The organism is Acinetobacter sp. ESBL14 (genome assembly GCF_036668815.1).
Taxonomy (GTDB): Bacteria; Pseudomonadota; Gammaproteobacteria; order Pseudomonadales; family Moraxellaceae; genus Acinetobacter; species Acinetobacter gyllenbergii.
In genome coordinates, this window is the sequence record NZ_JAZEVS010000003.1 from 368,458 (window position 1) to 392,181 (window position 23,724).

Below are 23,724 nucleotides of genomic sequence, written 5' to 3' on the forward strand. Positions count from 1 at the left end.
CAACCTAACATAGCTCGAAATATAGCCGCTTTAAAATAAAATACAAGTCAGCTTAAGTGATAAAAGCAGCAGTTGAACTTCAATTTTTTCGATGAGACTTTTAAAGTTTAACGAAATTATGACATTTGGATGACTTGACCTTTGAAAAACATCACTTTTTTATAAATATACTTTGAGAAAAAATAAAGGGTTACTGGAACCCTTTATATAATATTGTTACGTTGAAATAATTTGTTTAAATCTTTTCAAGTAAAATGCCTGATTCCACATGATGGGTAAAAGGGAATTGATCGAACATGGCAAACTTGACAATGCGATGGGTTTGGCTAAGTATTTTTAAGTTGTCATGCAGGGTATCTGGGTTGCATGAAATATATAGAATACGTTCAAAACCCTGTAATAGTTTAAGTGTTTCATCATCGATGCCTGCACGCGGTGGGTCAACAAAAACCGTGTCAAAGTCGTAGCTTTGCATGTCGATTTTAGCTTCTTGCAACCGTCTAAATTCACGCTCACCTTGATAAGCTTGAGTGAATTCTTCCGCAGATAAACGAGCAACTTGAATATTCTCAATCTGGTTTTGCTCAATGTTCCATTGTGCCGCGTAGACGGAAGACTTGGCCAGTTCAGTTGCGAGTACACGCTTAAATTTCAAGGACAGTGGTAAGGTAAAGTTACCATTACCACAGTACAATTCTAACAAGTCTTTTTGGGATTCTTGCGCAGCATCGCAAGCCCATTCCAACATATGCTGACACACTTGAGCATTAGGCTGGGTAAAGCTGCTTTCGATTTGTTTATATTTAAAGGTGCGACCGTGAACATTCAGTTGTTCAACCACATAGTCATCACCAATAATCACTTTTTGGCCACGGCTACGACCCATGATTTTAATATTCAGTTTTTCAGCTAATGCTTTAGCTGCTGTTTCCCATTCAGCATCTAATTTACGGTGATAAATCAGGGTAACTAGCATTTCTCCACTTAAAGTTGAGAGAAAGTCAGCTTCAAAAACTCGTTGTGATAGAATCGGGACTGCTTTTAATTCTTCTAATAGGCGGGGCATTAAATCATTAATGCTTTGATCCGCGATGGGAAATGTATCCACGCGGACAACTTCTTTTTGCTTACCATCTTCAGCACGTTCAAACATGGCATAGAACAAATCATCTTCGGTATGCCAGATACGAAATTCTGCTCGCATACGGAAATGTTGTTCAGGCGATTGAAACACTTCTAAAGCAGGTGGATTGAACGGGGCAAATTGTGCGGTAATGCGTTCAACTTTCTCTTGAAGTTGCTGCTGGTAAGATACGGTCATAAAAAAGAAAACTACAGCTGAAATCTAAACGGGAATGGTATCAAAAAAGTGCAATCAGGTGCAGGAAATTGAGAGTTTCATTCATTAAATATAATTTTTATTAGGTATATTGAGCTAAGGTATTAAATTTTATTAAGTAGGAATTATTATGTTTAGAATAAGAATTTCTTTGCGACTACAGTGCTTGAGAGTATTTCTTTTATGTTTACTTCTTCTCGGTTCTAACATTATTAAAGCAGATCAGAATTTCATCGATAATTTTCAACGAGAACTTAAAAATTATAAGCAAGTTGAGCAAGAGTTTTATGAACTTGTTGGTGTTGAGGAAGATAGAAAGTTTACTTTTTATGAAGAGCTAAAGTTTGCTAATTCTATTTGTAAACTCGTTGAATCTAAAAATAAATTAAAGATGATTTTAAGGGATAATTTTGATCAGGCTAAATTGATTTTTCCAGAAGTAACTTCTATGAGTGATTTGGAAAAAGAGCTTGAAAAAGAAATACAACCATTTCATGGCATGATTGATAAAGCTGCTAATACTCCATATGAATGTGCTAAGCAGAATTATAAAGAGATTCTTTAGTAGATAATAAAAAACCCGAACCATGTAAACATGATTCGGGCTGGGATGAGGAACGTTTGAAGTTCCGCAAGGGATTTAAAATTAATCTTCAGATAAAGTCATTAAACTCGCGTTACCACCAGCTGCAGCGGTATTCACACTGATTGCACGTTCGATAACAAGACGCTCTAAAGGAATTTGCTCATTGGCTTGTAACTGAGTAATCCCGACAATCGCACCTGAACGAGCAGCAACTTGTGTTTGCAAGTTTTGCAATTGCTCAACAGAACCGTGATGAAGCACTGCATCAAACGCATCTTTTTCAACACTTGAAATCACAGTGATTGCATCTAACACATCTTTTGGTAAAGACGCTTTGTGTTTTGCCAAGAACGCATTGTCTTTCAACACAGCCGCAGTACTGCTGACGGAGAAAATCGCAAGTAATTGCTGTAACTGGCTTGCTTCATCATTGGCAATCGACAGCACACGGTGACGTGGCAAGATAATGTATTGGTTGCTTTCACCCGTTGGGCCTTGCAGCTCGTAGAACTTGCCTACACCAAATGCTGGGATTGTAGTAATTGCTTGCGGCATGTTTTGGTTTGCCCAAGACAATAAGCTTTGATAAGCAACATTTGATACAGCATCAAACTGAGAGATTTCAGCTTTCACCGCAAATGGGGTTGCTAAAACTTTCTCTGAACAATGTTCCATCAAGCGGTACATATAAAGCGGACCACCTGCTTTCGGACCTGTACCCGATAAGCCCTCACCACCAAATGGTTGAACGCCAACCACTGCACCCACGATGTTGCGGTTGATATATAAGTTACCCACCTCAGCACGTTGGATCACTGTATTAATAGTTTCATCAATACGTGTGTGTAGACCCATGGTTAAGCCATAGCCTTTGGCATTGATACGGTCGATCAACTGTTCAAGTTCACCATACTTATAAGTAATGATGTGCAAGACAGGACCAAACACTTCGCGTTCTAGATCGTCAAGGTTTGGTAATTCGATCGCTGTTGGCGGAACAAATGTACCTTGTGCAAGTGCTTGTTGGCTCACTGCATCGTTAAACATTAATTGATGAACAGGGTAGCCCTTAGATTTCATCTTTTGAATGTGCGTATCAATGGTCTGCTTTGCTTCAGTGTCGATTACAGGCCCAATGTCAGTTTTTAGGATTGCAGGATTACCTACGATCAACTGTTGCATCGCACCTTTCAACATTTTGATGACCGTTGCAGCGCTATCTTCTTGAACACATAAAATACGAAGTGCAGAACAACGTTGACCAGCACTGTCAAATGCAGAGCTTACAACGTCTAATACCACTTGTTCAGTCAGCGCAGATGAATCAACGATCATCGCATTTTGACCACCGGTTTCCGCGATTAACGGAATTGGTTGACCGTTTGGAGATAAACGTTTTGCCACAGTTTTTTGCAAGATTTTTGCAACTTCAGTCGAACCTGTGAACATAATGCCTTGAATACGATCATCTTGGCTTAATTGCGCACCAACTGTTTCACCACGACCAGGAAGAAGTTGAACAACGCCGTGCGGTACACCAGCTTCCCAAAGCATTTCAACGGCTTGTGCTGCAATCAATGGTGTTTGTTCAGCAGGTTTGGCAATCACACAGTTACCGCTCACCAATGCCGCTGCAATCTGACCAGAGAAAATCGCAAGAGGGAAGTTCCATGGGCTAATACACAATACGGTACCTAATGGCTTGACTTGTGCATTCGCAGGTAAAGCTTCGATTTGAGTTGCGTAGTAACGTAAGAAATCTACCGCTTCACGGACTTCGGCAATGGCATTGGCATAGGTTTTACCACTTTCGCGGCAAAGTAATACCATCAATTCTTGAATGCGTGCTTCCATCAAGTCAGCAGCGCGTTTTAAACAAGCAGCGCGTTCAACTTTATCGGTTGCAGCCCAGCTTTGCTCAGCTTGTACTGCAGCTTCTAGTGCCAGTTGTACATCAGCGCTGGTCGCTTCATTGACATAACCGACAACTTCGCTATTTTGTGCAGGGTTTGTAATTGCAAGTGCATTACTTTGGTCGTGTACTGTTGATTCGAAGCCAAGTAATGGTGCACTTTTCCAAATCTGACTACGCAATTTCTGTGCAGTCGCATCCAAGTCAGCTAATGGTTGATCGTTATTCAGATCAAAGCCATTTGAGTTTGGACGTAATGGGTAAAGATCATGCGGAAGTGGAATCGCAGGGTGTTTTAAGCCAAGCTGACCTTCGTCTTTTGCAGAAGTTTGAATATCTTTGATTGGAGACTGAATTAGGTCTTCAACTTTTAAAGTCTTATCTGCAATACGGTTTACGAACGAAGTATTGGCACCATTTTCAAGTAAACGACGGACTAAATAAGCCAATAAAGTTTCATGGTTACCAACAGGCGCGTAAACACGACATGGAACACCTAACTTGCCATCTTCTTTTGAACCAACAACTTGCTCGTACAATGGCTCACCCATACCGTGCAAGCATTGGAACTCGTATTGACCTGGATAGTACTTGCTTGGATCAGCAAGGTTGTAAATGGTTGCAAGTGATTGCGCATTGTGTGTCGCAAATTGTGGGTACACTTGGTCTGGTGCGGCAAGAAGTTTTTTCGCGCAAGCAATGTATGACAAATCCGTGTGAACTTTACGAGTAAACACAGGGTAGTCCGTCATACCATCAATTTGTGCTTTCTTGATTTCGCTGTCCCAATATGCACCTTTCACCAAACGGATCATCAGGCGTTTGTTACTGCGTTTTGCAAGGTCAACGATGTAATCCACCACGTAGAAACAACGTTTTTGATAGGCCTGAATAACGAAACCGATGCCTTTCCAGTTAGCAAGTTTCGGTTCGAAACATAAGCGCTCAAGTAATTCGAGTGAAATTTCTAAACGTTCAGATTCTTCAGCATCGATGTTTAAGCCGATATCATATTGTTTTGCCAAGCACGCAAGTTCAAAAACTTTGTTATAAAGTTCGTGATGAACACGGTCAATTTGCGCACGTTGATAACGTGGATGCAAAGCAGATAGCTTGATTGAAATACCTGGGCCATCATAAACACCACGACCGTTCGATGCCTTACCAATGGCATGAATCGCTTGTGTGTAGTCGTTGTAGTAGCGATCTGCGTCATGTTCAGTCAGTGCAGCTTCACCCAACATGTCGTATGAATAACGGAAACCTTTGTGTTCAAATGGTTTTGCATGTTCAAGCGCTTCTTCGATGGTTTCACCTGTAACGAATTGCTCACCCATCATACGCATGGCAACATCAACCGCTTTACGGATGATACCGCGACCACTACGTGCTAAAAGGCCAGTCAAAACACTTGATAAGCTGGTTTGCTTCGGTGTTTCCATTAACTTGCCTGTTAACATCAAGCCCCATGCAGCAGCGTTGACGAACATCAGGTTACTTTGACCAACGTGTTCCTTCCAGTTACCTTGGTTGATTTTGTCGCGGATCAACAAATCACGTGTTGCTGTATCTGGAATACGAAGCAATGCTTCTGCTAAACACATCAATGCCACACCTTCTTGTGAAGAAAGTGAGAATTCTTGTAGAAGACCTTGAACGATTCCTGCTTTACCCGCCGAGCTTTTACGTTCTCGTAAATTATGCGCTAGGCTAAAAGCAAGTTCATAAATTTTTTGATCAAGCTCAGGGGAAATGTTTGCAGCTTCAGCAAGTACAGCGACTGCTTCAGGCTCTGCGCGTCGCCAAGCCGTATTAATGCGTTGCTCAAACTCACTTTTTTCTTTAAATTCGGTAATATAACCGTCGATGTGAGCTGTTTCCATTTGTGCGGGAGTATCCAATGTATTCATACTAAATTCCAATAACAATCTCTAGAACATATTGAGTAGAGAGGTTTAGATAATTTATGATTACAGAATAAATCCCGAGTAACTCACTATAATTTACCCATTTTTTAGAGGAAAATTCAGTTGAATGGCCCTATTTATACACTAGATCGAACCGATCTAAAAATTCTGGATATTCTTCAAGCAGATGGGAGAATTTCTAATAGTAAATTGGCAGAATTAGTGAACCTTTCACCGACTGCGGTGATGGCACGTGTTCAGAAGCTGACCAAGGATGAATTTATCTTGGGATATGAGGCAAAGCTTAATCCGAATAAGCTGAATGCGAACTTTTTAGTGTTCGTGGAAGTGTTACTTGATAAGACCACACCACACGTATTGGATGATTTTATTGATGCGGTGACGCAATATCCTGAGATCGTGGAATGCCATATGGTCAGTGGTGGCTTTGATTTCTTGATTAAGCTGCGGAGTGCTGGGATGGAGGAGTTTCGCCGTATTGCAGGGCAGATTTTATGGCAGCTCCCTGGTGTGAAGGAAACACGGAGTTATCCTGTGATGCAGGTGGTGAAAGACAGCTCTAAAATAAAAATTAAATCAAAAACAAAATTTTAAGTAAAAGAAAAGGGGCTCGAAAGCCCCTTAAATTTTTATCAGAATTATTTCATTTCACGTGCATAGATTTCATCAGCTTGTTCAAAGCGACTGGTTACAGCAGCATTTGGTGCTTTACCAAGTAAGCTCACTACAACGATGCTGATCAAGGCAAAAACGAAACCTGGAATAATTTCATAGATGCCCGTGTAACCGAAGAAGTTTTTCCATAGGATTACAGTCAAAGCACCCACAATCATACCCACCAATGCACCGTTTAACGTCATACGTTTCCAGAACAATGAAAGAATAATCAATGGACCAAATGCCGCACCAAAGCCAGCCCAAGCATAAGCAACTAAGCCAAGAACTTTACTGTCTGGGTTTTGAGCAAGAGAGAGGGCAAGCATTGCAACAGCAAGTACCATTGCACGTCCAATCCAAACCAGCTCTTTTTGAGAAGCATTCTTACGGATAAAGCCTTTGTACAAATCTTCGGTTAAAGCGCTTGAACATACCAGAAGCTGACAGCTTAACGTACTCATGATTGCAGATAGAATCGCAGCAAGGATCACACCCACAACCCAAGGGTTGAATAGGATCTTGGTGAGTTCCATAAATACCGTTTCAGGGTTAGCTGTTACTGCTGCTGCAAATTCAGGATGCATTTGGAAATAAGCAATGCCGATAAAGCCCGAACCCACTGCACCTGCTAAGCATAAAATCATCCAGGTCATGCCAATACGGCGTGCAGCTGGAATTGATTTTACTGAATCAGCTGCCATAAAGCGGACAAGGATATGCGGTTGACCAAAATAGCCGAGACCCCAAGCTGCAGCAGAAAGAATCGCAACAACGCTTAAGTTTGTCGCAAAATCAAATGCATGTGGACGTACACTTTCAACAACCGCAGTAAACTCTTCCATACCAATGCCTAAAGACATGTAGGTCACGATTGGAAGCAGCAATAATGCAAAAATCATTAAGCCTGCTTGGAAAGTATCAGTCCAGCTGATTGCAAGGAAACCACCGATACACACATAACCAATGGTTGCAAAAGCACCTAACCATAAGGCTGTGCTATACGGCAAATGGAATAATGTTTCGAATAAACGTGCACCAGCGACCATGCCAGAAGCACAATAAATCGCAAAGAAAACAAGAATAATCAATGCAGATGTGACGCGTAAGATTTTCTTCTGATCATCAAAACGACCAGTAAAATAATCTGGTAAGGTGAGGGCATTGTTTTGTACTTCAGTGTGTACACGTAAACGTCCTGCAACCAAATACCAGTTTAGCCATGCACCAATAATTAAACCGATGGCAATCCACGATTCAGATAAGCCAGTTAAGTAAATAGCGCCAGGTAAACCCATGAGTAACCAACCACTCATGTCTGATGCGCCCGCAGATAAAGCGGTTACAAAACTGCCTAGACTTCGGCCTCCAAGAATATAATCGTCAAGGTTTTTGGTAGAAAAATAGGCGTATAAACCGATGCCAAGCATGGCCAGGATATAGACCACGAATACAACAACTGTGGGATTAGAAAAATTCATAATGGATGCCTGTCCTTACATATCCATAATTTGCAATCACACCTGAATAGCTAAAAAAATCATTGACTATTCTTGGGATTGATAAGGTCACAGATTCAAGCACAAATGATTTTTAAAATACTGTTATGTTTATGTATTTTATTTGTATGTTTTGTGTAATTTAAAATAAGTGTATGAATCTTAATTTTTTAATTCAAAAAATAGGTTTTTTTTTCATCAAAATATGAATAGGTAACGTTCAAAAAAAACTCAAAATGTATACAGAAGTTACAATTCATAAAATGTACATCTGTAGATTAAGTTGATTCAGTTAAAAACTAGGCAAAAATTCAGAAATATAAAGTTACAAAAGCTACAATCTAGAGAAATTCCATTATAAAAAAATATAATCTTAAGCGCTTTTGCTAATGAAAAGTCAGTTGCAATCTTTCATATTAATCCATTGCACCATTAGGGTGCATTGTCTGAGAGAAATGGAAAGTGGAAACGGTTCAAACGGCAACGATAAGAATAGAGCATGATTTGCTTGGTGCGAAGGAAGTTCCAACAGAATGTTATTACGGAATTCATACCTTACGTGCCATGGAAAATTTTAAGATCTCCTCACAAAAAGTTGGACAAAATGCTTATTTTATCCGCGCTTTGGCACAGGTAAAAAAGGCCTCGGCACAAGCGAATTTAAGCTTTGGCAAACTCACTGAAACTCAAAGTCTGGCAATTCAACATGCCTGTGATGTACTCATCACTGATGCAGAAAAATGGCAAGATTCCTTCCCAATTGATATTTATCAAGGTGGAGCGGGCACTTCAATTAATATGAACACCAATGAAGTGATTGCCAACATCGCATTGGAGTCATTAGGTCATCAAAAAGGTAAATATGAGGTGATCCATCCCAATGATCATGTCAATAAATCCCAATCGACCAATGACATATACCCAACAGCGCTTCGTCTATCAACCTACTGTTCTTTAGATGCTTTGTTCACACAAATGGACAAGCTAATTACCTCATTTGAAAACAAGGCGATCGAGTTTCGTTATGTGTTAAAGATGGGGCGTACTCAATTGCAAGATGCGGTTCCTATGACATTGGGCCAAGAGTTCCGTGCTTTTGCAACGCTATTAAAAGAAGATATCCGATTAATCAAACGCACTCGTGAATTATTGCTTGAAGTGAATTTGGGTGCGACAGCCATAGGAACAGGTGTGAATACACCCAAAGGTTATGCCATCAAAGTCATTTCTTGTTTAAAAGATATTACAGGCTTGAATTTGGTTGGTGCAGAAGACTACGTTGAAGCAACCAGTGACTGTGGTGTATTCATCATTTTATCAAGCGCCTTAAAGCGTCTTGCGTGTAAGCTTTCAAAAATCAGTAATGACTTACGTTTACTGAGTTCAGGTCCACGTACAGGATTAGGTGAAATTCAGTTACCTGAGTTGCAGGCCGGTTCTTCGATTATGCCAGCGAAAGTAAATCCTGTAATTCCAGAAGTGGTGAATCAGATTGCATTTAAAGTGATTGGTAATGATTTAACCATTACCTTTGCTGCGGAAGCGGGTCAATTACAGCTCAATGTGATGGAACCTGTGATTGCAATTTCATTGAACGAATCGATTGAATTGCTTACGCATGCAATTCAAAGCTTGGATGAAAAATGTGTACGTGGCATCAAAGCAAATGAACAAGCTTGCCATGATGCCGTCATGCGTAGTGTGGGGATTATCACTTTACTTGATCCGCTCTTAGGTCATGCTTTATGTGATGAAATTGGTAAACAATGTATTGCAGAGAATAAAACCATTCAAGAGGTGGTTTTAGAACGTGGGTTACTGACTCAAGTCCAACTGGATGAGATTTTCTCTTTTGAAAACTTGGTTTCAGAAGTCGATGGCATTCAAGTGGACGATGTCGCTTAAATCCTGAAAATTAAGTTGTGAAAAAGCCCAGTTCAAATCGAATTGGGCTTTTTTTGATTGCACTGAGAATTAATGGATTTATAAAATAATTTGATCGGGTCATCATAAGCTTTTATTGCTGTGATCAAGTCAACTGGCATATTACAGATTATTACAGCGTAGGGAGTTGTCTTGTTTGAGTGGCTGACCTATGGTCTAAGAGGTGTCTTAAGAACACCAATGCTTAACAACAATAAATAACTGAAATGACAAAGGTAGAAGAATGATGATGCATCACTTTATTAGACGCAGTTTAATCTCGATTGGAATATTGGTACTGTCTATTATACCTTCTTTGGTTTTTGCACATGGCTATGTACTGAAACCAGAATCTCGAGCCTATGCCTGTAAATTAAATAAGAATACTCAATGTGGCAGCATTGTTTGGGAGCCGCAAAGTTTAGAAGCTCCGAAAGGTTTTCCTCAGTCTGGACCAGCTGATGGGCAAATTGCCAATGCAAATTTGAGTCAATTTTCAGAATTAAATGCACAATCACCGACACGATGGTTCAAAACAAATTTGCCCACAGGCGCAAATGACTTTACTTGGCAATTTACCGCACAACATGTGAGCCAAGGTTGGCGTTATTTCATCACTAAGCAAGGCTGGAATTCTTCAGCAGCTTTGGCTCGTAGTTCTTTTGATCTCAATCCCTTTTGTACAGTAGATGGCAAATACCAAAAGCCTGCCAGTGTGGTCACACACCGTTGTCACGTGCCTGCTGACCGCAGTGGCTATCATGTCATTCTCGCGGTATGGGATATCGGAGATACCAGTAATGCCTTTTATAATGTCATTGATGTAAATGTCGGTTCAGGCAACCCAACTACACCAGTCGATCCGCAACCCCCAAAACCAGTTCAAAGCTGGAACGATATCGGTGATATTAATCCGCTTGATGACCTATTGGTAAATGATCGGGTATCCACACGAGTTTTTGATACCAATGGCGAAAATCCAAATTTGAAAACAGAATTACGGATTACCAGTACTGCCAATGGCAATCGAAATGTTTGGCCACGCTTATTGGCAGAAGCCATTAATCGAGAGCACAGTGCTTTACGCGCAGGGGTTAAAAATGCACAGGGTGAGATTGTAGCTGTAAGTGGAAAAAATGATGTTTATAGTAGTTTAAATAGCGGTATTCAGCGTGTCGAAATCAAAATTGAGCGTGCTCCGATCAGTGGCGGTGGTTCTTATGATTTTGTTTATCCGAAGAGTATTGCTACATATAAAGCGGGGACAAAAGTATTGGGCAGTGATGGGCGTATATATCAGTGCAAGCCTTTTCCTTATAGTGGTTGGTGCACCATTCAAGCACATCAATATGTTCCTGCTACTGGTTCGAACTGGCAGGATGCATGGATTCTCATAAAATAATAATAGTCGGTGTAGAAATAAAAAACCGAGTGAATACATCACTCGGTTTTTTTTAATATTCAAGATCTAAGAATTATAAACCTGATTCGTATTCGTTATTTGAAAGCAGTTTTTCAACATCAGCCATATTATCTGGCTTAATCTTATAGATCCAACCCTTACCATACGGCTCGTCATTGACAAAGTCAGGATCGTCTTCAAGATCAGTATTCACTTCAACCACAGTTCCAGAAATAGGTGCGTGAATATCAGAGGCTGTTTTAACTGATTCAACAATGCCTGCTTGTTCAGTTGCGGTGACATGGCTGCCCACTTCTGGCGTTTCCACATATACTAAATCACCCAACTCATCTTGTGCATGGTCAGTAATCCCCGTGACAACGAGGTCACCCTCAATTCTTACCCACTCATGCGTACGTGCATATTTCAATTCTGCTGGATGATTCATGACAACTCCTTAACAATCTGTCGTATCATTTTTATTTGGTTTATACATGCTTTTCAACAAAAACAAAAGCTTTCGTGAACTTATAAGTATGGGTCTTTACGCCAGTTACTTGGGCTACGACCACTCCAACGTTTAAAGGCACGGCTGAAATTCGCGACATCCGAATAACCGAGTTCGTCTGCAATTTGTTCCAAACTATAATCGGTACGAGACAGCAAAGAGGTTGCATGACGATAACGGACTTCATCCACGAGCGTAGAGAAGGACGTGCCTTCCGCAGCCAATTGGCGTTTCAAGGTACGATCTGACATGTGCAAGCGTTCAGCCACACTTTCAATACTCAGATAATGCTGTTCTGAATTGGTTAAAATATCACGAACCCGCATGGCTAAACGACGACGTTCACCCAGTGCAGAGAGTTCAGTTTCACATTGGTTAATCGCAATCTGGCTGGCAATTGGATCTGCATTGACCATTTTTAAGCCGAGATATTTTTTATCGAAGCTGGAAATCAGATGCGGCTGATTAAAACGTACTGTACTGGTTAATCGATCTTTATATTTTTCAAAACCAGCAGGTTCAGCAAAGTCCAAATCGACTTCACCCCTCAAATCTTCAATGCCTGTGAGAGCTTTGGCCATGGTCATAATACCAATGGTCAGACCTAGAATAATTTCAGTGCGTAATGGCTCAACTTCAATATCACATTGTAGTTGTAGCGTGGCCTTGGGTCCAAAGGTAGAAAAATAAAGTTGTAAAAAGGGAAGACGTAACTGAATAAACCGGCTTGCTAATGCAATGGCATCGGTAATGTCATGTGCCGTCATAATGGCATAGCCAATAAAGCCATGAATGGAAATACGCATCTGCGTTCCTAGATGAAAGCCCAATGTGCTTTCACCGGTAAGACGCAAAGAATGCTTGACCAATTCATTCGCAATCGGTGTTGGAATTCGATAATTTGGATCAGCCAGTTGTTCGCTAGTTAAGTGAAACGGTGCAAACAATGTTTCGTCGCTATATCCCCAGCGCGAAACGACGTCTAAGAGCAATAAGCCATAAACGCCTGGTATTCCTTGATCTTGACGAGTTGAGGTTGTTTTCATGTGCTTTCCGTGGCGCTCATCAATTTTGCCAATATCTTTTAAACATTTAAGTCTTAAACATCTTTACATGAAATAAAATAATCAATCATAAAAATTGTTGGACAAAAGAGTCACCGAATGTTCAAGAATCAAGTTGGTTTTCTAAAGACCATAATTTTGGTTGTCGATATTAATAGCACATCCCCATGTTGGTTCAAAGCTTGTGTTACGTAGCTGACGATACCACGATCATTTTTTGTTTTAGATGGCACAATTGCAGTAATTTCAATCTCAACATGAATTTTATCGCCAACACGGGTTGGACGCGGCCAGCGTAGGCTTGATTCGGTACCCAACAACCCACCAGCAACTGGAAAACACTCTGTCCATAAGCGCATGGTTACAGCGGAGGTATGCCAGCCACTTGCCGCTAAACCTTGAAAGATAGGATGTTCTGTTGCAGCAACTTCATCAAGATGGAAGGGTTGTGGGTCATATTGCCCAGCAAATTGCTTTACTTCTGCAAGCGTCATTTCATATTCACGGCTGGTGAAGCGATCACCAATACTTAAATCTTCTAAATACAACATTATTCTGTGTCCTGAGTCACTCGTTGTTCAACTAAAAAGCCACCCGTTTGGCGTTTCCATAACTGTGCATACAAGCCATCGTTCGCAATCAGTTCCTCATGTGTGCCTTGCTCAGCAATTCGGCCTTGGTCAAGCACAATCAGGCGATCCATTTGAGCAATAGTAGATAAACGATGCGCAATTGCAATCACCGTTTTGCCAACCATCAAGTCATTTAAGCTGCTTTGGATCGCAGCTTCGACTTCCGAATCCAGTGCACTGGTGGCTTCATCTAAAATCAGAATAGGGGCATCTTTTAAAAAAACACGTGAAATCGCAATCCGCTGGCGTTGTCCACCAGAGAGCTTCACACCACGCTCACCGACATAGGCATCAAATCCAACACGTCCTTTTTGATCTGTCAGTTGTGGAATGAATTCTTCTGCTCTGGCTTTTTTCACTGCGAGTTGCACTTCAGCCTCAGTCGCATTTGGACGCCCATATTTAATATTTTCAGCAACAGTACGGTGTAATAAAGAAGTATCTTGCGTGACTAGCGCGATATTGGCGCGTAAGCTGTCTTGAGTAACATCATGAATATTTTGACCATCAATCAAAATACGACCTTGGTTGATATCGTAAAAATGAAGCAGTAATTGAATTAATGTTGATTTACCAGCACCAGAGCGTCCAACAACGCCAATTTTTTCACCAGGTTTGATGGTTAAGTTAAAATGCTCAATGACATTTTTTTGGTTATAAGCAAAGCTCACATCCTCAAATCGGATCTCACCATGCTGAACTTTCAATTCAGTCGCATCTTTCTTGTCTTGGATCTGGATCTGTTTCCCTAAAGTTGACATACCATCCTGAATGGTGCCGACATTTTCAAATAGCATGGTGACATGCCACATTAAAAATTCAGCCATACTGTCTAACTTCAGTACCATCGCCGTAGTTGCGGCAATGACACCAATCGCCGCTTGTCCTTGTGTCCATAACCAAACTGAAGTGCCAATGACACCAATATATAGAAACGCACTGAGTAAACGAATGCTGATTTCGTATTTGACTCCTAAGCGCATTTGCTTATAAACCGTAACCATAAACTCTTGCATGGATTCTTTGGCATATTGGCTTTCACGGCCTGCATGCGCAAAAAGCTTTACGGTTTGGATATTGGTATAAGCATCGGTTATACGACCTGTCATGACCGCACGTGAATCTGCTTGTTTTTTGGAAATCTTACCTAAACGGGGGATAAAATAACTGGCAATTACTATAAAAAAAACCAACCACAACATTAAAGGAATAATCAGTACAGGAGAAATGGAGCCTAAGACCACACTAATTGTAATGAAGTAAATCAGTACATAAACCAGCATATCGCCTAAAATCATCCAGAATTCACGTACAGCCAAAGCCGTTTGCATGACCTTTGCAGATAGACGCCCTGCGAAGTCGGTATGGAAGAAATCTAAGCTTTGTTGTAGTAACAAGTTATGGAAGCGCCAACGCATACGCATCGGAAAGTTGCTGAATAGCACCTGATGCTTCACCACAGATTGCAGGCTGACAAAGAAAATATTGGCAAAGAGGATACTGATGAGGATGGTTAAATTTTGTTGATTATTCGCTAAGAAAGTACTGGGTTGACTTTGTGTCAACCAGTCGACCAATTTCCCGATATAGGAGAAAAATAATGCTTCAAAACTGGCTGCAGCTGCCGTACATGCAATTAAGATAAAAAGGTAAGGGCGAATTCCTTTGGTTGCTTGCCAAACGAAAGCAAAGAAAGTGGTGGGTAATGGTTTGTTTAAGTCTTTCGTTGGATAGGGATCAACTAATTTTTCAAACCATTGTAGCATGCCGCTTTTCCTCTAGTTCTACAGTACGATTCAGCTCACCTTGGTAGGATAACAGAAAAGCGAGTTGGAGTCGGTAAAAGAACATAAATGATGAGCATGTCTTTTATGCCATAAACAAAATCATTTCTAGAATTCACAAAGTTTTATCTTAAGCATATGATATTTATTTGTAAGGTCAATCATCCATCATTGTAGAGGTAGAAAAAAGTGAATAACACCAATAATCCAGTAGATGAATTAGGGCAATTAGAAAGTGACCAGCAACAACAGAATTCGACGGTAAATTCAATTGATCTTAATCCAGTCGATTTAGTTGAAATTGTTGTTGAGATGGGGAAAGGAGCATTAGATGTGGCTTCATCCATTATAGAGAAGATTGAGATTGATTTTTGATTAGAAAGTTTGTCTTATAATTAAATGTAGTTATTTCAAATAGGCGAAGGTTAAATAAGATTTTTATTTAGTTATTCTTCATGCTTTGTTTTGTATTTTTAAAGGTTTTGGTGTTTTATTTTGAGGCGGTTTTTTGTTCAATATGATGTTATAATAAGTGAAAATTAATATATATAGAAACGGTGATGAAAATAATATCTATAGTTATACTTATGTTTTTATTCGGTATATGTCGTACAGCAGATGCTAAAAACTTTAAAGATGATTACGTTAATTTATCTGATGTTTATTTCAAATCTATAGATGATCAAATTCAATTTGAATATGGTTTGAGAGGCAAGGAAAAATCGGGCATTGAACAACTAAAAGCAAAGCAAAAACAATGTTTAGTTGAAAAAAGTAAAGTAAATCTACATAAGTTGATTATTGAGCGTTATTCAGATTATCAGCACTATATGCAAGGTGCTACTGAAAGCATTATGGAGAAAAATGAGTTTGTATTTACTCAAAATGAAGCGCAAAAAAATTATTTAGCATTGAAAAATGAGTTAAAAAAAACCCCATATCCATGTTGAATAATGAGGTTTTTTATTGAATTAAAAAACTAGCTTAATGTCGTTTTGTTTGAACTTTGCGTCGTCTGTTCAAAATATTGTACTGCAGGTGAACGAGCCATATAAGCCAATGCTTGCTCGGTATCACCTTCATGTATCGGATTAAATTTTGGCGACACCCAGCGTAAAGTTGCTTTCCATAAGTACTTTATGGTGGGGAGGTTATCAGTTTGCGTTGCCGTTTTTTCGAACTCACGAATAAAGCTAAAGAATCCGCGGCGCATCAATTTTTGGATCTCTTGATGTTCTAGATCTTGCTGTCCAAGACTACGTGCAAAATCTGCAAGGAAGTAAATAAACAGAGGGAACACACCCATCATGATCACTTGACGAGAGACATAAAAACCAAATTTGTTTGTGAGTAGATGTTCAAAAAGGTCATAGGCTACACAACGGTGCTCAACTTCTTCTGCAAGGTGCCAACGAAACAAATCGGTCATGGCTGGATCTGCTGTATCCCAAGACTTACTATCGAGTGTCCATTGTCCAATCGTTCCAGTAAAGTGCTCGATTGCAGCAATAACACCAACGCGAAACAGTAACCAGTATTCCTCCAACTTCTCACCCTTGAGAAAGGGTACTCCTAAGGGTTTGTCCCCGAGAAGAATATTAAAAATAAAGTGAGCACGATTTAAAGGATCTTGGATGTCATAGCCATTTTCTCTTAAGAAATCTTGGGCTTTCTCATGGGCACGGGCATGGGCAGCTTCTTGACGGACAAAGCCAATTACTTCTTGTTTGAGTTTTTCATCTGAAATATAGGGAATTGTCTTGTTAAACACACGGCAGAACCAAAATTCACCCGCAGGCAACAGCATGTTAATCCCATTGGCAATATGTGAGCATAAAGGATCATTCTGCATCCAGCAGACGGAAGATTCAGAAAAATCGAAATGTACTTTTCTTGCTTTAAGTTGATGATTTTCTGTGATCATACATGTCACCCGATATAAAATTACAAATCAAATTGAATACGTAATTTTTAGCATTGAGTAAAAATGTGCGCCATGTGCATATAGGACAAAAACAGGGTTTCAATTGGTTTTAAGGACAAACATTATGCTTTTTGCTGAATCGAGGTTTAAAAACTATATATAAAAAAGCCACATCTTTTGAAGATATGGCTTTAAGACACTTAATTAAGTCGTCATTGCTTTGTTTTAGCGATTAACCAAAGATTTGTAAGATCGTTTGAATAACAACAACGTTCACTAGGTCAATAAAGAATGCACCGACAAGAGGAACGATCAAAAATGCTTTATGCGATGGACCATACATATTGGTAATTGCTTGCATATTTGCAATCGCATTTGGCGTTGCCCCCATGCCAAAACCACACAGGCCAGAAGCCAACACCGCTGAATCGTAGTTTTTACCCATAACGCGGAAGGAAATATAAACCGCAAATACCCACATTGCAATAGACTGAGCAATCAACAAAATAATCATTGGAATTGCAAGATCAGCCAGTTGCCAAAGTTTCAATGAAACCAATGCCATTGCTAAAAATAACGCCAGCGCTGTATTGCCAAAGACATCTATCGAGCGATCAAAGATTTCTTGTTTAAGGCCAGTTTCCAAGATATTACGTAGAAGAATACCACCACCCAATGCCCATACAAAAGTTGGTAATTCAATTGCAGTACCAATGGTTAGGTTTTTCATGGTTTCAGCAAAAGCCAAAGCAAAGGCAAACATACCTAAAGTGACAATGGCATTATCCGCAGTGATTAAGCGAACTTTTTGTGGTGCTTCGAATGTGTACTCACTATCAGTAAGCGGTGCGTCTTTATTTTCCTCACGAACTTCCGCTTTCAATGGTGACGCTAGGTTGTGTTTACGAATGAGATAACGGGCTAATGGTCCTCCCATTAAACCACCAACGACCATTCCGAAGGTCGCACTTGCAATGCCCATTGGTAATGCACCTTCAACGGCATATTTGGTCTCAAAAATTGGTCCCCATGCTCCAGCAGTGCCTAAACCACCCACCAAAGCAATTGAACCTGCAACAACCCCCATTAATGGATCAAGACCAACGGCAGAAGCAATTGCCATGCCGACACCATTTTGAATGATGACAAAGAAGGAAATGGCAATTAAGAAGATAATTAAAGGCTTGCCACCTTCCTTAAGTTTGGCGAAATTAGCACTCAAACCAATCGATGCAAAAAACATAAGCATGAATGTATCTTGCATTGGCTTATTGACCGAAATGGTATAACCCGCAAATTGATGAATCAAATAAAAAATAATTGCACCGACCAAACCACCTGCCACTGGTTCAGGGATATTGTATTTGGTTAAAAAGGGGATGTGCTTATTTAAAATGCGTCCGACATAGAGAACCAACACCGCTAGCATGAGCGTATATGTTGGATTAAGTATGAAATCCATAGATATCCTTAAAATATGAACCGTCGAGAGAGCAAAAGGCGCTCTGAGAGAGCTAGATTAAATTAAAAAAATCAGCTTTAAAATATGTGATCTGGTTAACAATTATACATTTCTATGTCTAAGCTGTAGCTACAACGTATTTGATTAAACAAAGCGTAAAATTCCAGTAAATTTAAGCATTTAATTTAATGGTTGTTTATTTTCAGGTTGCATTTGGTTGTATTGAATATATGGTATAGTTTGCAAGACTTTTTGTTTTTAAGTGCTAATCGTTCAAGCGAATATTTTTTATTCATTTATCGCGCATGTTAATGCAATAAAGATGAATCAAGCACTTTAAAGTGTACTGCTCTAGCTCGCAGCGTAAGTTAAACAATGGCCTATACTCGCAGGTCAAATTTTAAAAAAATGATCAATCAGTTGCTTCTAAATTTAAGTTCACTGAAAAGTAGCATCTCAAATGCATCAGAACGTTTAAATTGTAATTAGCTTTTCATTGGGGGAATGAGGCGAAATATCGCTATTAAACAGTCCACCTTGTCGAGCATTTTTAATGCAAGATGTATATCTGAGTTTTATAGTGCAATAGAAAAAGAAAATGCTATAACTACATAGAGTAGGCGTATACTGTTTATAACTATTAGAATCATAAGGAATCCAAAATGCTGGTTAAATTTGCAATGCGCTTCATAGGTGTTTTGTTTGCGGTATTGGTTTTGGCTGCTCTCGTTATACATTTCTTTTTTTCGAGTAAGTTAACAACGGATTTATGGATTATTGTAGTCCCAATTATCTTGGGTATTCCAATGCTAACCTCTGTGATTGTTGCACGAGACGATGAGTTAAACGTTCACTAAAAATTACAGTTTAATTGAATAAAAGCTCGTCAAAAGATGGGCTTTTTTGATTTCTGTGATATAAAAATATTTCCCATGACTCAGGAGATTGAAGTGGTTATTTCTCAGATAAGACAAAATCTAGGCCGAGAATATGAATTATTCATACATTCCACCAGCTACCAATCTTATAAAAACAGTGAGGTACAAACCAAAGCACAGTTTTTAACGAATGCTTTAAAAGCGATGAAATATCCTCATACGAATTTAATCCCTTTAGGTGGTGGTATTTATAAATTACTGAATTTTGATCACTTTGAATTAGATCTTAATTTGTTTAATACACCCTCATTTCATCATAAAACTGCTTTTATCGACTGGGTATCTAAAAACCTGTATCAAGATCTCTATGCAAAATAGTTGAATCAATGAGCTCAAACAGCAGAACATGCTAAATAAAATATAAATAATCATATTCACCCGATAAATGGCTTGACCAGATATCGGGTTTTAATTTTTATCGGAGTTATTTAAATAAAAATGATTTTTTAAAAATAAAAAATAAATTATCCTCTAAGCTCTTAAATTCAAATAAAAATAGGTATTCGGATGAAAACAATATTCGTTGGGGTCATAGGTTTCGTTACATGTTTAATGACTATAAATGCATGTGCGGATACACCACTACAAGTCAATTACGGCGCACCTCAAGCACTAGGCGAACCGATTTTAGTACAGCAAACAGAGCAGCACCATCGTAGTGAAAGCAGTAGTGGTATTCAGAGCTCTGTATTTGCTGAATACTATGGTTCAAGATTAAAGTCTGATGAAATTGATGGACATGAAAAGCTTAATGGTTTTGGTACAGGTGTGACATTTACAGCTTTAGATACACTTAGTTCAACATTTGGCCTGAATTATCAAAAAAATGCGGATTGGAAAAGTACTGAGATTAATGTGAAAGGAGGCTACACCTTTTACGATCATAACAATAGCTATGCAAATGCAAGTATTGGTGTGGGATATGCGTGGCTGAAAGCTGATGACTATGATGTCAAATTACGTTATGTCACATTACCAATAGAGTTTGAGCTCGGACATTATATTCAATCAAATATTGCGGCTTATGTTGGGCTAGGCTACAAATGGCTTTATATTGAAAATTATAAAGATGTCTGTACAGGTTATTTTTGTGATAGCACCGCGGCTGATGTGCTGGATATGGATGGGATGACTTATAAAGTGGGGATGCGCTATCTGTTCTGATGAAGATCTGAATGATTAACTCCTGAGGCTTATCTATGGATAGGCCTTTTTGTTGATTGAAAATATGCATTTACATAAAGTCGATATAACTGATGGTGTTTTGATCAGCACTTACGCTTGCAAACAGTTAAAAAATGGTGATCAATTAAGATAAAAGCTCAATGATTAATTAGAGCATTTTCAAATGACAAATACTTTTGAATATAAACAAAAAAATTTAAAAACATCTCCTGTATTGAATGTTGGTACTTCTGCTATTCATCGTTTCAGTCCGAAATACTGGCGTATTGATGGACCGCAGACTATGTCGTTTGCAATTACCAATTATGCCAATGGTTTTGAAGCATCATTTCGATCTCGAACCACGACAGATTTAGCAGGAGTGATTTGGGATTCTTACGATGCAAAAGACCATAAATTTCTCGCCTATGAAACTAAATATGATTACACCGGTGTGATTTGGGATTTTGATATTGAGTTGTCTCCATCCATGCCGATGTTGAACAATCCTACTTTGACACCAACACTTACTGTGCAATACAAAGCCAATGGTGAGGACAAGGTTGCTTACATTGTCTTGTTTAATTATGCAAATCAGCCAGCATCTCGCTCAGCACATATTCATATTAATTGGAATACGGTTAAAGCTGGTTTTGCGGCAACTGATACTTTTCCTGTGACCAATATTCAGCGAATTTCGTTTTCAGGTTTTACGAGCAGTTATAATGGGCATTCTACCCAGCCTTTAGCCCAAGCCGAAGAGGGTTATATCCGAGTTACTAATTCGGTGACTACTGGCCCAAATGCCGAACTTACTCTAAAGCGAGTGTCTGTGCCTCAACATAATTACGGCCTATGTACCAGTTATGACGACCATTACGATCTTAATCCACAGCGTTTGGTCGATAATTTGCAGGCTTTGGGCTATCACGGTTTGATTAATCATTATTGTGGTATGTCAAAGTATCCTGAAATGTCTTGGGACAGTAGTATTCATAAATGGCAAATTCCAGATACGTTGGTGACCAATGAAGCTGTTGTAAATCCATGTACACGTAAATGGCATGAGCATTTTGCTCAAGCATTGCAAAATGCTGGGATGCAGCCTGTATTTGGTGTCAGTTTTGAAATGTATTCATTAGGCGCAAATGAATTCTGGGCACAGCGGGATTGGAACAGTAATTTAGGCCGTACCGGATATGAACCGCCAAGTTATTTCTTTAGCCCGTGTGATCAAAATGCGCTTGCTTATCTACATAAAGCGTTTATTGAGTTTGCTGATACGATGGCTGTAGGCGGCTGTCCTGTAAATATGCAAATTGGTGAACCTTGGTGGTGGTATAACCAGGGCACGGATTTACCATGTGTCTATGATTATCCAACTAAACTGGCTTTTAATGCAGATACTGGATTGTATGCACCAGACTTGGGAACGATCTATGAGGCCGTAAATAAAACTGGAACACCGTATGATGAATTTAAAGCTTGGTTAAAAAATAAATTAGGGCAAACCTGCCAAGACATTCGCACCGCGATTAAAGCCAAATACCCAAATGCTAAGGTTTGTCCATTGATTTTTTTCCCGACCATTCGAACGCCGATCGAAACCTTGGCAACTGATATTAACTTTCCGCGTGAGCATTATGCTTACCCGAATTTTGATTATCTGATGACCGAGGCCTATGACTGGATATTAGAGGCACGATTAAATTTGGCGCACCAAGCTGTTGCTGAAATTCCAAGCCAAGATCTGGACTATCCAGCGGATAAAGTCGCTTATTTAGCCGGATTTGTTCCTGATTCTTCGATTGCCCATCTTTATGGCTTTGATAAGAACAAGCCATATCGAACTCCAATTTGGCAACGTGTGTTTGGAGATATGCAGAATAATAACCCTTTGGGGCTGATGAAGCAGTTGATCTGGGCTTATCCGCAAATCATGCAAGATTCTGTAACGATTGATATAGCTCAAGCACCAAATGGTTTCTTTGTCGAAAATACACTCTATACCCCTGTGACGGATGATACGCCGTATCCACCTGAGATCTATTTGTAAGTTTTACATAAATGATAAAAGTGGCTTGTACTGCCAAGCCACTTTTACTCTAAAGTTTCTATTTATCTGAATTTTATAATTAAAATTAATAAAATAGATATACTGTTTTTTCTATTATAAAAAGGCCTAATACATGAAAAAAATAATTTTTGCTATGCTTATTACTTCAGTTGTGAGTGGCAGTGCATTTGCAAGCTGTACTTATAATTTTGATGCCACCCACGCACAAATACAGTCCATGGGAACAGATGGCGCAACGTTGCCAAGTGTGATAGGAACAAAGTTGTCTTATCAAACGGCACAGCAAAATAAGGTTTATGCTGCATATAGCCAAAATTATTTAGCAAAAATGCTCGCTGCTAATAATCCAACAGCGATGGAATTTACCAAGGGAGATAAAGCAATTCAGACCAGTGGAATCATGGCATTTGAACTTAAAAACTGGATACAAATGGGTCCCTCAATATATTTCCAATCCATGCCAGTGGAATTATGCAAAATGGAAAAGCATTGAATATATTAATCGGTTACCAGAAAAATAGCTCATCAAATGGCTTTTTAGTGACAGTCACATCAAACGATAATTCAGTGACAAGTAGCTTATTACAACTCCCACCAGAAGCAACGTCTGACTCCTATCAAAAAATTGGCATCTATATGAATCAAAACTCTAATCAAGTTGGGTTGATTTTCAATGGTGTAAATAAGGGCTATTTTGCAGCGTACCCATCTAAACTCGATAATCTATACTATGGGGTAATTTCTAACTTTTATGGACTTACAGCAGCTGACAGCGCCAAGGATGTATCAATAGAACTTCTACTCGATCATACACAGTTAAATTTTTCTTACCCAACTGGTACAAAAGATATCTGCGGTGTCGCACTTTAATGATAAATTAGAAGAAATAACCCGCCTCGGCGGATTTCAATGAATTTATCGTATGCAG

Annotated in this window: 21 protein-coding genes; 12 read left to right on the forward strand and 9 right to left on the reverse strand. The window is 39.3% G+C overall.

Annotated elements, in window-relative coordinates:
• Positions 1-235: 235 nt before the first annotated feature.
• On the reverse strand, positions 236-1,321 hold the full coding sequence (gene trmA, locus V6E90_RS12885) for a tRNA (uridine(54)-C5)-methyltransferase TrmA (protein ID WP_332605541.1): 1,086 nt from the start codon (positions 1,319-1,321) through the stop codon (positions 236-238).
• Positions 1,322-1,469: 148 nt separating this feature from the next.
• Between trmA and V6E90_RS12890 the strand changes: the two genes are divergently transcribed.
• Complete coding sequence (locus V6E90_RS12890; RefSeq protein WP_332605542.1) at positions 1,470-1,904, forward strand: hypothetical protein; 435 nt, start codon at positions 1,470-1,472, stop codon at positions 1,902-1,904.
• A gap of 81 nt (positions 1,905-1,985) precedes the next feature.
• Here V6E90_RS12890 and putA read toward each other — a convergent pair whose 3' ends face one another.
• Positions 1,986-5,747 carry a trifunctional transcriptional regulator/proline dehydrogenase/L-glutamate gamma-semialdehyde dehydrogenase gene (putA, locus tag V6E90_RS12895; RefSeq protein ID WP_332605543.1) on the reverse strand — a complete coding sequence of 1,254 codons (3,762 nt, stop codon included), beginning with the start codon at positions 5,745-5,747 and terminating at the stop codon, positions 1,986-1,988.
• 120 nt (positions 5,748-5,867) lie between these two features.
• Between putA and V6E90_RS12900 the strand changes: the two genes are divergently transcribed.
• Positions 5,868-6,359 (forward strand): Lrp/AsnC ligand binding domain-containing protein, encoded by a 492-nt coding sequence (locus V6E90_RS12900; protein ID WP_004653132.1) that lies wholly within the window; start codon positions 5,868-5,870, stop codon positions 6,357-6,359.
• Between the two features lie 44 nt (positions 6,360-6,403).
• On the opposite strand, the gene putP is transcribed toward V6E90_RS12900, so the two are convergent.
• The gene (putP, locus tag V6E90_RS12905; protein WP_332605544.1) at positions 6,404-7,900 is read right to left on the reverse strand and encodes a sodium/proline symporter PutP; all 1,497 of its coding nucleotides are present in this window, start codon (positions 7,898-7,900) and stop codon (positions 6,404-6,406) included.
• 480 nt (positions 7,901-8,380) lie between these two features.
• Between putP and aspA the strand changes: the two genes are divergently transcribed.
• Together aspA and V6E90_RS12915 are read left to right on the forward strand one after the other, a co-directional pair.
• Positions 8,381-9,823 (forward strand): aspartate ammonia-lyase, encoded by a 1,443-nt coding sequence (gene aspA, locus V6E90_RS12910; RefSeq protein WP_332605545.1) that lies wholly within the window; start codon positions 8,381-8,383, stop codon positions 9,821-9,823.
• Positions 9,824-10,085: 262 nt separating this feature from the next.
• Positions 10,086-11,243 carry a lytic polysaccharide monooxygenase gene (locus V6E90_RS12915; RefSeq protein ID WP_332605546.1) on the forward strand — a complete coding sequence of 386 codons (1,158 nt, stop codon included), beginning with the start codon at positions 10,086-10,088 and terminating at the stop codon, positions 11,241-11,243.
• A 73-nt stretch (positions 11,244-11,316) separates the two neighbouring features.
• Here V6E90_RS12915 and gcvH read toward each other — a convergent pair whose 3' ends face one another.
• The 4 genes from gcvH to V6E90_RS12935 form a co-directional block, all read right to left on the reverse strand.
• Entirely contained in the window at positions 11,317-11,691 is a 375-nt protein-coding gene (gcvH, locus tag V6E90_RS12920) for a glycine cleavage system protein GcvH (protein ID WP_332605547.1), read from the reverse strand.
• Positions 11,692-11,771: 80 nt separating this feature from the next.
• Entirely contained in the window at positions 11,772-12,797 is a 1,026-nt protein-coding gene (locus tag V6E90_RS12925; RefSeq protein ID WP_016540403.1) for an AraC family transcriptional regulator, read from the reverse strand.
• A gap of 128 nt (positions 12,798-12,925) precedes the next feature.
• Positions 12,926-13,366 carry a MaoC family dehydratase gene (locus tag V6E90_RS12930; RefSeq protein ID WP_065342754.1) on the reverse strand — a complete coding sequence of 147 codons (441 nt, stop codon included), beginning with the start codon at positions 13,364-13,366 and terminating at the stop codon, positions 12,926-12,928.
• Positions 13,366-15,213, reverse strand: a complete 1,848-nt coding sequence (locus V6E90_RS12935; RefSeq protein ID WP_016540401.1) for an ABC transporter ATP-binding protein — start codon at positions 15,211-15,213, stop codon at positions 13,366-13,368. The genes V6E90_RS12930 and V6E90_RS12935 overlap by 1 nt, the downstream gene beginning before the upstream one ends.
• 207 nt (positions 15,214-15,420) lie before the next feature.
• Here V6E90_RS12935 and V6E90_RS12940 point away from each other — a divergent pair, with 207 nt between their 5' ends.
• Positions 15,421-15,606 (forward strand): hypothetical protein, encoded by a 186-nt coding sequence (locus tag V6E90_RS12940; RefSeq protein WP_023269954.1) that lies wholly within the window; start codon positions 15,421-15,423, stop codon positions 15,604-15,606.
• A gap of 212 nt (positions 15,607-15,818) precedes the next feature.
• Positions 15,819-16,181 (forward strand): hypothetical protein, encoded by a 363-nt coding sequence (locus V6E90_RS12945; protein ID WP_016540399.1) that lies wholly within the window; start codon positions 15,819-15,821, stop codon positions 16,179-16,181.
• 29 nt (positions 16,182-16,210) lie between these two features.
• Here the strand turns inward: V6E90_RS12945 and V6E90_RS12950 are convergent, their stop codons facing one another.
• Entirely contained in the window at positions 16,211-17,155 is a 945-nt protein-coding gene (locus V6E90_RS12950) for a metal-dependent hydrolase (protein WP_016540398.1), read from the reverse strand.
• A gap of 232 nt (positions 17,156-17,387) precedes the next feature.
• Positions 17,388-18,617, reverse strand: a complete 1,230-nt coding sequence (gene gltS, locus V6E90_RS12955; RefSeq protein WP_016540397.1) for a sodium/glutamate symporter — start codon at positions 18,615-18,617, stop codon at positions 17,388-17,390.
• A gap of 662 nt (positions 18,618-19,279) precedes the next feature.
• Here gltS and V6E90_RS12960 point away from each other — a divergent pair.
• The 6 genes from V6E90_RS12960 to V6E90_RS12985 all read left to right on the forward strand — a co-directional run bounded on the left by V6E90_RS12960 (position 19,280) and on the right by V6E90_RS12985 (position 23,666).
• Entirely contained in the window at positions 19,280-19,474 is a 195-nt protein-coding gene (locus V6E90_RS12960) for a hypothetical protein (protein WP_023269952.1), read from the forward strand.
• A gap of 93 nt (positions 19,475-19,567) precedes the next feature.
• Positions 19,568-19,873, forward strand: coding sequence for a hypothetical protein (locus tag V6E90_RS12965; protein WP_016540395.1), 306 nt, complete (start codon positions 19,568-19,570; stop codon positions 19,871-19,873).
• 189 nt (positions 19,874-20,062) lie between these two features.
• Positions 20,063-20,719 carry a hypothetical protein gene (locus V6E90_RS12970; RefSeq protein ID WP_332605549.1) on the forward strand — a complete coding sequence of 219 codons (657 nt, stop codon included), beginning with the start codon at positions 20,063-20,065 and terminating at the stop codon, positions 20,717-20,719.
• 184 nt (positions 20,720-20,903) lie between these two features.
• The gene (locus tag V6E90_RS12975; protein ID WP_332605550.1) at positions 20,904-22,775 is read left to right on the forward strand and encodes a non-contractile tail sheath protein; all 1,872 of its coding nucleotides are present in this window, start codon (positions 20,904-20,906) and stop codon (positions 22,773-22,775) included.
• A gap of 133 nt (positions 22,776-22,908) precedes the next feature.
• The gene (locus tag V6E90_RS12980; protein ID WP_332605551.1) at positions 22,909-23,289 is read left to right on the forward strand and encodes a hypothetical protein; all 381 of its coding nucleotides are present in this window, start codon (positions 22,909-22,911) and stop codon (positions 23,287-23,289) included.
• On the forward strand, positions 23,268-23,666 hold the full coding sequence (locus V6E90_RS12985) for a DUF4882 family protein (RefSeq protein ID WP_332605552.1): 399 nt from the start codon (positions 23,268-23,270) through the stop codon (positions 23,664-23,666). Before V6E90_RS12980 ends, V6E90_RS12985 begins: the two co-directional genes overlap by 22 nt.
• Positions 23,667-23,724: the final 58 nt, after the last annotated feature.